The sequence below is a fragment of the Ketogulonicigenium robustum genome (assembly GCF_002117445.1).
GTDB lineage: Bacteria > Pseudomonadota > Alphaproteobacteria > Rhodobacterales > Rhodobacteraceae > Ketogulonicigenium > Ketogulonicigenium robustum.
Genome location: NZ_CP019938.1, coordinates 1 through 12,444, shown reverse-complemented (window position 1 = coordinate 12,444; position 12,444 = coordinate 1). Strand labels below are relative to the sequence as shown.

9 protein-coding genes and 3 pseudogenes are annotated in these 12,444 nt (G+C 60.4%); 1 reads left to right on the top strand and 11 read right to left on the bottom strand.

All coding sequences use genetic code 11. The features are described from left to right. Positions 1-42: 42 nt before the first annotated feature. The 5 genes from BVG79_RS12250 to BVG79_RS12230 form a co-directional block, all read right to left on the bottom strand. A complete protein-coding gene (locus BVG79_RS12250) occupies positions 43-1,887 on the bottom strand; it encodes an ABC transporter ATP-binding protein (RefSeq protein ID WP_085787404.1) in 1,845 nt (614 codons plus the stop codon). Position 1,888: 1 nt separating this feature from the next. Beyond that, positions 1,889-2,722 carry an ABC transporter permease gene (locus tag BVG79_RS12245; protein WP_085787403.1) on the bottom strand — a complete coding sequence of 278 codons (834 nt, stop codon included), beginning with the start codon at positions 2,720-2,722 and terminating at the stop codon, positions 1,889-1,891. Next, positions 2,722-3,663, bottom strand: coding sequence for an ABC transporter permease (locus tag BVG79_RS12240; protein ID WP_085787402.1), 942 nt, complete (start codon positions 3,661-3,663; stop codon positions 2,722-2,724). The genes BVG79_RS12245 and BVG79_RS12240 overlap by 1 nt, the downstream gene beginning before the upstream one ends. A 79-nt stretch (positions 3,664-3,742) precedes the next feature. Beyond that, positions 3,743-5,332 (bottom strand): ABC transporter substrate-binding protein, encoded by a 1,590-nt coding sequence (locus BVG79_RS12235; RefSeq protein ID WP_085787401.1) that lies wholly within the window; start codon positions 5,330-5,332, stop codon positions 3,743-3,745. Positions 5,333-5,354: 22 nt separating this feature from the next. Next, positions 5,355-6,530, bottom strand: a complete 1,176-nt coding sequence (locus BVG79_RS12230; protein WP_085787400.1) for a M20 aminoacylase family protein — start codon at positions 6,528-6,530, stop codon at positions 5,355-5,357. Positions 6,531-6,628: 98 nt separating this feature from the next. On the opposite strand from BVG79_RS12230, the gene BVG79_RS12225 reads away from it, so the two are divergent. Then, the gene (locus BVG79_RS12225; RefSeq protein WP_085787399.1) at positions 6,629-7,552 is read left to right on the top strand and encodes a LysR family transcriptional regulator; all 924 of its coding nucleotides are present in this window, start codon (positions 6,629-6,631) and stop codon (positions 7,550-7,552) included. 7 nt (positions 7,553-7,559) lie between these two features. On the opposite strand, the gene BVG79_RS12220 is transcribed toward BVG79_RS12225, so the two are convergent. From BVG79_RS12220 to BVG79_RS12205, 6 genes and pseudogenes are all read right to left on the bottom strand, one after another. Beyond that, positions 7,560-8,258 (bottom strand): GntR family transcriptional regulator, encoded by a 699-nt coding sequence (locus tag BVG79_RS12220; RefSeq protein ID WP_085787398.1) that lies wholly within the window; start codon positions 8,256-8,258, stop codon positions 7,560-7,562. 93 nt (positions 8,259-8,351) lie between these two features. Continuing rightward, positions 8,352-8,582, bottom strand: a complete 231-nt coding sequence (locus BVG79_RS13580) for a hypothetical protein (RefSeq protein WP_157115747.1) — start codon at positions 8,580-8,582, stop codon at positions 8,352-8,354. 793 nt (positions 8,583-9,375) lie between these two features. Then, positions 9,376-9,552: pseudogene (locus BVG79_RS12215) on the bottom strand (integrase core domain-containing protein); the annotation flags it as partial. Beyond that, positions 9,540-9,668: pseudogene (locus BVG79_RS13750) on the bottom strand (IS481 family transposase); the annotation flags it as partial. The pseudogenes BVG79_RS13750 and BVG79_RS12215, both read right to left, overlap by 13 nt. Before the next feature lie 360 nt (positions 9,669-10,028). Next, positions 10,029-11,140: pseudogene (locus BVG79_RS12210) on the bottom strand (ParB/RepB/Spo0J family partition protein). Then, positions 11,137-12,444, bottom strand: a complete 1,308-nt coding sequence (locus BVG79_RS12205; protein ID WP_085787397.1) for an AAA family ATPase — start codon at positions 12,442-12,444, stop codon at positions 11,137-11,139. The pseudogene BVG79_RS12210 and the gene BVG79_RS12205 overlap by 4 nt, the downstream one beginning before the upstream one ends.

Here is a 12,444-nt window from a genome sequence, read left to right as displayed (position 1 = left end):
GCCGCTCGACGGGGTGGCCTCAACACATTTAAAACGCTGGCTTTATACAGCCGCCTTGAAGTCGCCAATGGCATGCTGCGCCACACGGTGGCCGCCGCCAATATCCACCAGCGGTGCCAAGGGCACACTGGCCCCAACCGGCAAAATGGCCCCCTTGGGTTCCGACATATCCAGATTGAACGCCTTACGCTTACCCGGCTCGGCAATCGGCACCGCCGACAGCAAACGCCGCGTATAGGGGTGCTGCGGGTTCTCGAACACCTGCCGCCGCGTCCCGATCTCGACAATCTGCCCCAGATACAGCACCGCAACGCGGTGGCTGACCCGTTCGACCACGGCCATATCGTGGCTGATGAACAGCATCGAAATGCCCGTCTCGGCCTGCAAATCCAGCAGCAGGTTCACTACCTGCGCCTGCACCGAAACATCCAACGCCGAAACGCTCTCATCCGCGATAATCACCTTCGGCTCGGCCGCCAGCGCGCGCGCAATGCAAATGCGCTGGCGCTGCCCACCCGAAAACTGGTGCGGAAAGCGGTCGAACATATCGGCCGACAGGCCAACGCGCTCCAGCAGTGCCTCGGCCCTGCGCCGCGCCTCGGAACCACGGGCTAGCCCGTGAATTTCCATCGGCTCGGTGATCGACTTGCCAATCCGCATCCGCGGATCCAACGATGCATAGGGATCTTGAAAAATGAACTGGATGTTGCGCTGCAACACAGCCATCCCTTGCGCATTGTTCGGGCCAATCGCCTGCCCGTCAAACACGATCTGGCCGCCCGAACGCGGCGCCAGCGACAACAGCGCCCGCCCCGTGGTCGTCTTGCCCGAACCGGATTCGCCCACCAACGCCAAGGTCTCGCCGCGATGCAAATCGAACGACACCTTCTCGACGGCATGCACCTCGCGCTGCACACGGCCCCAAATCCCGCCCTTGATCGGAAAACGCACCTCCAACTCGCGCGCGCTCAGAATCGGGGCGGCCATGTCGGGCACAACATCCACCACCGGCGCGGCAGTGGGGGCGGCCTCGCCATCCTCGATCAGATCAAACCGCAGCGGCTGATCGGTGCCCAAAGTCGCCCCCAAACGCGGCACGGCCGACAGCAGGCGACGGGTATAGTCTTCCTTCGGGGCGCGGAACAACGCGTCAATGCTGGCTTCCTCGATCAAACGCCCGCGCCGCATCACAACAGCACGGTCCGCCACCTCGGCCACCACCCCAAGGTCATGGGTGATGAACATCATCCCCATGCCCATCTCTTTTTGCAAATCGCGCATCAAGCCCAAAATCTGCGCCTGAATGGTCACATCCAGCGCCGTCGTCGGCTCGTCCGCAATCAGCAGGCTGGGGCGGCACGACAGCGCGATCGAGATCATCGCCCGCTGCCGCATCCCGCCCGAAAACTCGTGCGGATAGCGCGCCAAAGCCGCCCGCGCCCCCGGTATACGCACCAGATCCAGCAAACGGGCCGCCTCGTTGCGTGCCTCGGCCACCGACTTGTCCTGATGCAACCGGATCGCCTCGACCAGCTGGTCGCCAATCGTCATCACGGGGTTCAGTGATGTCATCGGCTCTTGAAAGATCATGGCGATGTCGCTGCCGCGCACCTTGCGCATCACAGCCTGATCGGCGCTTTCAATATCCAACACCGACCCATCGGCACGGCGCAACCGAATGCTGCCCTGCTCGATCTTGCCGCCCGCGAAATCGTTCAACCGCATGACCGCCATCGAGGTCACCGACTTGCCCGACCCCGACTCGCCGACAATCGCCAACGTCTCGCCCGCATTCACATGCAGCGAAATGTCCTGCACGGCGGGCGTCGCCGATCCGTCAAAGCGAACCGTCAGGTTCTTCACCTCCAACAAGGGGGAATGTGTCATATCAGGCCCTCTTCTTCATACGCGGGTCGAATGCGTCGCGCAGACCGTCGCCAATCAGGTTGATGGCCAAAATGGTCACGCTGAGGAACGCCGCAGGGATCATCACCAGATGCGGCTTGACCAGCCACAGCGCACGACCCTCGGACATCATGTTGCCCCACGTGGGAATGGTCGGCGGAATACCCACGCCCAGAAAAGACAGACCCGCCTCGAACAAAATCGCCAAGGCGATCTGATAGGTCACCGTCACAATAATCGGCGCGGTGGCATTGGGCAGCAAATGCAGCAAAATGATCCGCGTCTTGCTGGCGCCCGATGCAGCGGCCACCTCGACATAAGGCTGCTCGCGCAGCGACAACACCGACGCCCGCACCAAACGCACCAGCCGCGGCACCTCGGCCAAAGTGATCGAGATAATCACATTCGTCAGCGACACACCCGCCACCGCGATCATCGCAATCGCGATCAAAATGGTGGGAATGGCCATCAACCCATCCATCACGCGCATGATGATCGGGTCGGCCCAGCGAACGAAACCCGCCAGCAAGCCCAGCGTCACACCCACAACCGTGCTCAGCAGCGCGACGCCAAAGCCGACAATCAGCGACACCCGCGCGCCATACAACGCCCGCGAATAGATGTCGCGCCCCAGCATATCACCGCCCAGCCAATGCTCGGCCGACGGCCCCACCCCGCGCAACTCGGCGCGGATCGTCGAGGGGTCAACAGTGCCCAGATAGGGCGCGAAAATAGCCATCAACACGATCAGCAGCAACATGATCGTCCCGATGGTCAGGGTCAGATTGCCCCGAAAAATGGAAAAGAACCCGGCCATCAGTATTTGATCCTCGGATCGAAGAAAGTGTAGGCAATATCAACCGCAAGGTTCACCAGCACATAAAGCGCCCCGAACAGCAGGATAACACCTTGAATTACGGGGTAATCATGGCGCAACACCGCATCAACGGTCAGACGCCCCAATCCCGGAATGGCGAAAACGTTCTCGGTCACAACCGATCCGCTCATCAATACACCCACACCGCTGCCGATGATGGTGACAATGGGCACCGCCGCGTTCTTCAGCGTATGGCGAAACAACACCATCCCCTCGGATACGCCCTTCGCCCGCGCCGTCCGCACGAAATCGAGCCGCAGGTTTTCCAAAATCGCCGACCGCGTGATCCGCCCGATCAGCGCAATGTACACCGACGCCAGCGCCATCGCGGGCATCAGCAAACTGCGCATCGATGCCCACAGCCCGTCGCCCAGCGGGGTATACCCCTGCACCGGCAACCAGCCCAGCTTTAGCCCCAGGAACCACGTCAAAATATAAGCGACCACAAAGTTCGGAATCGAGAACAACAGCACCATGACCAACATGATCAACTGGTCCGTCACCTTGTTCTGCCGCCACGCCGAAATCACACCCAGCACGATGCCAAACACCACGGCAATCACCAGCGTCAACAACATCAGCGTGAACGTCGGGGCGATCCGCTGCCCGATCATCTCGGCCACCGGCTGTCGCGTGTACAGCGACAAGCCCAGATCACCATGCAGCAGATTGCCCACCCAGCTCATGAATTGCGGAATGAACGGCTGGTCCAAGCCCAAGTCATGGCGGATCGCGGCGATCTGGTCGGCCGATGCATCCTCGCCCGCAATCATCAACGCCGGATCGCCCGGCGCCAACCGCAGCACTGCGAACGCGAAAATCGCAATCATCGCCATGACCGGAATGGTCGAAAGCAGTCGCTTTAAAATATAACTTGTCATCGCACCCAAGGGAAAAAAGGTGAAGCGGGGCCGCCTGCCGGTTTCCCGACAAACCGCCCCGTCGCATCACGTCTTCGGTTTAGCCGCGCAGCGTGTAGAACGTCGGCATGGCGGTTTGAACACCCGACCAGTTCTCCTTCAGCGCCGAAACGCTATACATCGACCCCAGCGGAACATAGGGCACGTCGATGAACATCTGTTCCTGCATCTGGGCCGCAATCTCAATGCGATCCGCCTGCGTTTCAGCGTTAATCCACTGCGTGTACAGCGCCTCGATCCGCTCGGACGTCGGCCAACCGAACCAACCGGCCTCGCCGCGGCCGCGAATGGCCAGCTGACCGATGGGGTCCAAATTGTTCACACCGGTGATCAGGGTGAAGAACACGTTCCACCCCCCCTCCTCGGGTGCAGAGCGCACCTCGCGCTTTTGCAACGATGCACCCCAGTCCAAGGTCTCGACCTTGACGTCGAAATCCAGCTTGCGCAGCAATTCGGCCCCAATCAGCGACAGCGAATGCAGCGATCCGACCGACACCGTATCGACCAGCGTGATTGTGCTGCCGTAAACGCCCGCTTCTTTCAACAAAGCCTTGGCCGCATCAAAATCGCGCGGGCCATCCAGCGCTTCCATGCCGCGGTCGCTGGCCATCGGCGTATCGGGCACAAAGGCGCCGGTGTGCACATCCAGATAGTCGGCGTTTTCCGCACCGGCCGTCGCATACATGAATTCTTGCTGGCTGACGACCATCTGCACCGCCTGGCGCACCCGCACATCATTGAACGGCGCATGCAGATGGTTGAACCGCAGCACACCAATCTGGGGCAGCGCCCCACGATACAGTTTGAAGCCGGGAACCATCTCCAAAATCGGCGCGAAATCCAGCGACATCGCCTCGACGCCGTCAACCTCGCCCGCCTGCAGCGATGCAAAAGCCGTCGCCGCATCGGGAATGACCAGCCATTCCACACGGTCGATCATCGCAACCTTGGCCCCGGCGGTGAATACGGCATCAGCCCCCTCGCGCGGCACGTACCCGTCAAAGCGCTCGAACACCACCTTCGCGCCCTGAACCCACTCGTCCCAAACCATCTTGTAGGGGCCGCTGCCGGTCGGGCGGTCGATCCGCTCGGCCTGCAAGGCTTCGGCCTCGGGCAAAATGGTGCAACCGTTGTGCGGGCGCGCCAGCAGCGCAGGCAACAGCGGGAACGGCGCGTTCAACGTGATGACAATGGTCTTCGCATCCGCCGCCGTCACCGTCTCAACAACCGGCTGCAACACCGCAGCCGAACTACCGCGCGCAATCCACCGCGTGATCGAGGCCGCACAATCCGCCGCCGTCACATCCTGATCGTTGTGGAACTTCAGCCCGTCGCGCAAAACAATCGTATGCTGCAACGCATCATCCGACACCACATGGCTTTCAGCCATCTGCAACTGCGGCTCGTAATTCTCGTCCAAACCAAACAGCGTGTCGAACACCATCAGGCTGAACAGCTGCGTAATCAGCGATGTCGAATACATCGGGTCAACCACGGCCAAATCGGCATGGGGCACCCACTTGAACACCGCAGTGCGGCCGGTCTGGGCCATCGCCATCTGCCACGGCATCGCAAAAGCCGCCGAAAGCAACGCGCTATTGCGTAAAAAATCACGTCTGGACTGTGTCATCGTTACTCTCCTTGTTGCGCACTCAAGCTTGCAGCTCTTGCTCGACCAGCGTCGCCCAAAAGGCGATGCCCGGCAGCAGTGCGTCGTCGTTGAAATCATAGCGCGGGTTATGCACCGCAACCCCGTTCGCGCCCTCGGTGCCGTTGCCCATGAAGAAATAGGCCCCCTTGTTCACCTCCAGCATGAACGAGAAATCTTCCGACCCCATCATGGGCCGGTCCAGATTCACCACATTCTCGGCCCCCAGCGCGGCGACAGCGGCACGGCGCCCCACATCGGTCGCCTCGGCATCGTTGATCAGCGGCGGATAGGGGTTCGGCGCGGCCACAACGCTCGCCACGCAACCATAGGCCCCCGCAATATCCGCAATCAGCTGGCGCACACGCTCGTTCACATGCGCCCGCACACGGGGCAAGTGCGTCCGCAGCGACAACTTCATCTCGGCACGCTGCGGAATGACGTTGAACGTCTCGCCCGCGCGGAACATGGCAACCGTCACCACCGCCGAATCCAGCGGGTTCACATTGCGCGACACCACCGACTGCAACGCCGATACAATCGTGCTGCCCGCAACAATCGGATCAAAGGTCGTGTCGGGCTGGGCCGCATGGCCACCCTTGCCTTCAATCACCACGTCCAAACGGTCGTTCGCCGCCGCAAACGACCCCGCCGCATAGCGCAACTGCCCCACGGGCGTGCCCGGCCCGTTGTGAATGCCAAACACCATCTCGCACGGAAAACGCTCGAACAGACCATCATCGATCATGGCCTTGGCGCCGGCCTTCCCCTCCTCGGCGGGTTGGAAGATCAGATGCACCACGCCCGAAAAATCGCGCGTTTCGGCCAAATATTTCGCAGCCCCCAGCAACATCGCTGTGTGGCCATCATGGCCGCAGGCATGCATCTTGCCCGCCACCTTGCTGGCATAGGGCAAACCGGTCGCTTCCAAAATCGGCAACGCATCCATATCGGCGCGCAGCCCGATGGCCTTGTTCCCCGTCCCCGCGCGCAACGTCCCGACGACACCGGTGCCCCCGATCCCCGTCGTCACATCATAACCCCACTCACCCAGCAGCTTCGCCACCAGCTTGGCGGTCTCCACTTCCTCAAATGCAAGCTCGGGGTTTTCGTGCAAATGATGACGCACCGGCACCATCGCCTCTGCATAGGGGGCGAAACGCGTCTGCCCGATGTCCATAATTAAGCCTCCAGGCCGAAAATCCTGTAAAATCGGGTAGACACCGCCGAAAAAAGGAACAAGACAATACCCAGATATAGCGATAACCGGATGTTATCATGAAGCTGCACCAACTGCGCGCCCTCGACGCCGTCGCGCGCCTCGGCGGCATCCGCGCTGCCGCGCGCGAACTCGCCCTCAGCCAGCCCGCGCTGACCAAAGCCCTGCGCGAGCTAGAGGCAGCTACAAGCTTGAAATTATTGGAACGCGGCAACCGCGGCGCCGTCCTGACCGAGGCAGGAACCCGCCTCCTCATCCGCAGCCGCGTGGTATTCCGCGAGCTCGAATATGCTGAAATGGAGATGCGCCAGCTAGCTGGTCACGACAAGGGCAGAATTAGCATCGCCATCTCGCCCGTGCTTGGGCAGATGATACTTTCCAAGGCATATAGCCTATTTAATAAGCAGTTTCCGAATATCAGCCTACGCTTCCTGCCCGCGTTCACCCGCTCGTCGATGGCCGCCGTCGCCGACGGCACCATCGATTTCGCTGTCGTCCTGCTGCAAGGCATCGAAACCTCGGCCAATGTCATTGTCGAGCCATGGTTCGACGTCGAACACCGCATCGTCGCGCGTATCGGCCACCCGCTGGGCACCAGCACCACCGTCGCACAGGCTCTCGCACAAGATTGGGCGCTGACGAATGCCACCGGCGGCGGCCAATTCGATCTGCTGGCAAAGCTCTGCGCCGAAAACAACGCCCCCCTGCCCCACGTTATCCACGAGGCCGCCTCCTCCTCGCTGCTCGTCGCGCTGGTCGGCGGCACCGACCTGCTCACGTTCGCCCCCATGCTGGGCCAAGGTTTCTCGAACCCGCCCCTGCAAGTGATAGAATGTCCTGAAGTTATCGGCCTGAAACGCAAATTCGGCCTGATCCGGCGCGCCGACGGCTACCTTAGCCCGGCGCTGGTGGCGCTGCGCAACGAAATCCAGCGCCTGTCCTACGACCACATAGCCGCCGTCACGCCCCTAAAGGCACGCTGACCGCGCCTCAGCTGCGACGCAAAACCTCTGCCAACCGCTTGCCCTGCGGCTCGCGGTCGGACACATCAATCCCCGACAGCAAATCCGCCAAATGGCGCGTCATCAATTCCGAGGCCTCCGCCTCGTTATTCGCCGCAATCGCATCGACCAAGGCGGCATGCGCGTGGCTTTCGCAGAACGGGCTATCGCGGCGCGAGTACAACGAAATGATCAACGCCGAGCGCGAACACAACGAACGCACGAATTCCGTCAAAATCGACTGGCCGGCAATCTCGGCAATGCTCTCGTGAAAGCGCGCCGACAGCAACACCGCATCGCCCTGCCGGTTCTCGTACAAGGCGCGGTGTTCTTCCTCTAGGTGCTTGCGCAACACCTCGATATCACTTGGCTTTGCAACCGCCGCCGCCATAGCCGCAACACGCGGCTCAATAAGGGCACGCGCCCCGAAAATCTCACGCGCTTCCTTCTTGGTCGGCTTTGCGACAAACGCACCGCGGTTCGGCTTCAACTGCACCAAACGGTCATGCGCCAAGGCCTGCAAGGCCGTGCGCACAATCGTCCGACTGACCGAGAAAACCTCGCCCAGCTCGTCCTCGGGCAACTTGGTTCCTGGTGCCACGCTATGGGCCAGGATTGCCGACTTTAGCTCGTCGTAAATGGTGATCCAGCGCGCAGACGTGCTGCTGGTCTCGTCAGTATGAAGCATATGAACCAGCCCTCTCTCGCTGGATAGGCAGCTCCGCATTACAAGGCAAGTTTGAATTCATCCGGCGCACACCTCGTGCACAATGTGACAATCTCAGCCTGTTATCTCACCGCCAATGTCGCAGGAAAGAGCGCGTAAACCGCGCGCCGCGTTTAGCCAGGCGCCCAGTACCCCGCCTTTATCCGCGCAAATTAGTCCTGAAACCGCGTCCACACAGGGCAACTGCCGCCGATCAACCATCACCACAGGCCCGTTGATGATCGCGGCCGACATGTTGGCGGCCGTGCAATTCATATGCAACGCGCGGATCGGGTCATCAATCACTCCTACGCGCCAGCCCTCCTGGTCGACGATGACTATGTCTTCCTTGGCCGCACTCGGCGCGTTCTCTCGGTCCGCAGTCTAACCGCCGAATCAAATCGTGCTTATCTCAACATCAATGCTGCCAGCAGACCCTTCAAAACCAATTTTTGTATAAAAATATCAATATGATATTTCCCGCCGCCCCTGATCTCACCCGTAACCCTGCGATTGCCTGCGGAAATACGACAAAAGCTGCTAAATCCGGCAAACGGCCTCTATATCCACGCTGCATTTGATAAAATAATCAGAGAGTTAACATAGGATAAAAGACTATTATTTATGCAATAAGCAGAAAATTGATGCGACAGGCATCTTCAGCAACATCATCCCGGGGCACAACGCGACGCAGCAACCCAACTGGGCATGGCGGTCAACGCAGGCACCGGCGCCCGTAAGCCATCGCTGCGGCGCTGGGTCAAGGCGATGTCATAGCCGACCTTTAGAAGGTCATCCGCGCCCTTCCGCACCTTGGCGCCAAATCCCTGCTCTTAATCATTGCTAAGCTCGAGGATCGCGACGGCCCCGGCATCCGCCCGCTGATCAAGAAGCAAAAGAATCTACAGCGATGCAGTCCTACACATCATCGAAAGCGTAGGCGCCACGCACCTCGGCAGCGCGCACGCCCGTGTCGACGAGATTTGCAGTCTCGAAGGCTCGCTAGGTGTTCAGTCTCGGCATTTTGTGAATCGGGTTTAGGATGAATCTTTGTGGCTCTGACTTCCAGATCTTGACCTGCCCCGCGGCCGTTCCTCGTTCATAACGAGAGCCCTCGGGTTTGATAGTGCTCGGTTTCAGGTTGGGCAAGTGCGCCGGGCGTGGAGCGCTCAGATTGCTCACGCGTCCGGCGCGTATCTGCCGGGGTCTTGTTGCCCAGCGAGGAATGCCGCCTTACGTTATTGTAGTCATAGCGCCAGAGGGCCAGCTTGCGGCGGTCTTGGGGTTGACACCCAGTTCCCTGCTCAGCTGCCCGATCGTAGTTCGAGATCGCTGTATTGCGCCTCGGACGGCGTGCGTGGTTGGGGGGCTGCCATGACAAACCTGTCCCACAGGGCATCCTTCCATACCGCCAAGAAGATCGCACCATCAAATCCCAAGGACAAACATGTCACCGTAACCAACTCGTCGGGTTGCAGCACCCTCTCGTCCTGCAGCTACTTTAACCCCGCAACATCGCGTGTGTGATCCAGCTGCACCCGATAGATCGCATCTTTAGCACCGTCAGTCATATGCCATCGCTTTAAGGCGAGCAAATTTGTATACAAAGATTGTTATATTTACATACAATATTCGTCACCCTGTTTAGCACGGGCACGAAACATGCAACACAATCACATAACATACACGCTAAAGCAGAAAGGCCGCACCCCTTTCGGGATGCGGCCCAAAACCTTCCCCGCGGGGAAGATCCTACCCGATGTCCGACAGCAGCCGCGCCAGCGCAACCTCCAACCGACGCCGATCGACGGCCGAAAAGTCGGTGTCCAGCTTGATCTCCAACCGCCCGTTAGATGCGGTGCACCGCGCCTGCCCCATGGCCGATGTAACCTGAAATGTCGTCTTCGCTTTGCGCGGCGGCGCAGCGGGGCTGTCCTTCGCATCAGGCCGCACGATGTCGTCATCCAGCGGCCCCTCGCCCAATCCGGCTGACTGGCGCAGCACCGCCAATTCGTCCGCGACCGACCGGTTATCCCAGCCGCGCAGCGCGGTGCGGATCTGGCCCGCCACCTCTGGGCGCACCTCCAACAGCGTCGCCAGCTTCAACCCCAGCGACCGGGGAATATGCGGCGCAAAGCGCAGATCATCGCCCAGCACCTCCATCACGCGGATGAACTGGCGAATATAGCTGCGCTTCTGATAGCCCGCCGACTGGAACAACTCGGCCACCACGCGGTCGGGGTCGCTCTGCCGCGTGCTGGGGTCAGCCGCGTAATTCAGGGCTAGTGCAGCCATTTCGGCAAAAGAAATGTCCTTCCGCACCAGATTTTCGTCCACCATACGCCGGTAAAGGCTGTCCATATCTTCCCCGCGGGGAAGAATTCCCGCCGGAATGCGCCCCCACCGTTCAGCATCACCTGTCTCGGCCAACAGTGCCTTATAGGCAGAAAGCCGGCGAAACCCTTGGATCAACTCGTACCGGCCATCCTCGCGCTGCTCGACGCGAATGGCGTTCGACAGCCCAATCTCGGCAATCGACTTGGTCAGTTCAGCCAGCTCCAAATCGTCACCGGGCAAACGGTCGCGCACCAACTTATACGTCTCGATCTGATCTACCGGCACCAGATCGACGATCAAACCCAGCTGCTTCATCCGCACATGTTCAGCAGCCAGCGCGTCATTCTCGGCGCGAATTTCTGCCTCCAGCGCGGTGCGCTCGCGCAGCGCCTCGGCATTCTCGCTAATCGCGGCCGCCATGGGCGAACGCCGCTGCGCAGGTTTTTCTCCTCGACCTTCCCCGCGGGGAAGGTTTCCGCCACATCATCCTCGGGAAGGTTGATGTCGAAAATGCGCCGCTTTTTCACTCTTCATCCTCCATCTTGTCCCACGCCCCCAAGAAGCAGTCTTTGAATTCCTCATACCCACGATCAAACGATGCACGGGCGCGTCGCCATGTCTCGCGCGTCATCGTGCGATAGTCGATTTCGTATACCGACGACAGGAACCGACCCGACTGCTCGACCGCGCGGGTCATCTCGATCGGCTCTTTCGCAACCGTATCGCCAAACACCTTGCGGAACGCTTCCAGCATCGCGCGGTGCAACTCGTTCCCCGGCTCATATCGCGTCATCAGAAAGCGAATATCCAAAAACGCCTTGGGCAACCGCATCTTCCCCGCGGGGAAGGTTCCCGAAAATCCCTCGGCCAAATCCGACAGCGCCTCGGCCAACTGCCCGATAAACGATGTCGTAGAATCATACTCCCAATACCCAGGGCCCGACGGGATATAGAGGACATCCGCCGCAAACACCGCATTCATCGATTGGTAGCCAATCGCGGGCGGGCAGTCGAAAATAATGACATCATAGGCATCGCGCGGCACCGCATCCAACCACCGCGACACCGCCGCAAAGAACGACCAGTCAGGGTTCAGGTGGCGGTACTGCGCGCTCGCAAACTCGACGAAAGCAGCATTCGCGCACGAAGGGACGATATCAATCGTCGGCCACGCCGTCGGCTTGATAAAGTCGCCAACCCGCAAATCCCCGAGGCCCAGATCACGCACCGCCGCCGGCAGCCGCCGCTGCGGCACTGCTGTCCCGCTCTCGGCCGCGCGCGGCGCCGCATTCATCCGGTCGGTCTCTCGCACCAAATCTCTCGCGATGATACCCCAAACCGTCAACTCCTCGGACACATCATGCAATCCCATGGAATGGGTCAGCGTCGCCTGCGGGTCGAAGTCGACCACCAAAACCCGATACCCATCGAGGGCCGCCGCATGCGCCATGTGCAGCGCGACAGTCGACTTACCAGCACCACCTTTGAAATTCGAGATCGCGACACGCACCGCGCGCTTGCCGGCGGGGCGGCGAGGCATCAGCGAGTGGCGGTTCACCTTCATCTTCCGGCGCAGCTCGTTGATCTCGGTCAAGCTGAACCAGCGCTGACGACCGTCATCCTCGACCTCGCCGCTGGGAAGGTCGGGGTCTTGGGCTAAGCGACCGCGGAAAGTGGACTGGTTGATGCGGAAGATCAGCTCGGAGACTTCCCAGCTGGAGAAACGCCGCAGTTTTTTCTCATGCTCGGGCGAGAAGGTCTGCTTGCGGATATAGCTTTGCATCTTGAGGGACTGCGCCTGAAGGGCAGCGAGGTCTTCGTGGGTGTACAT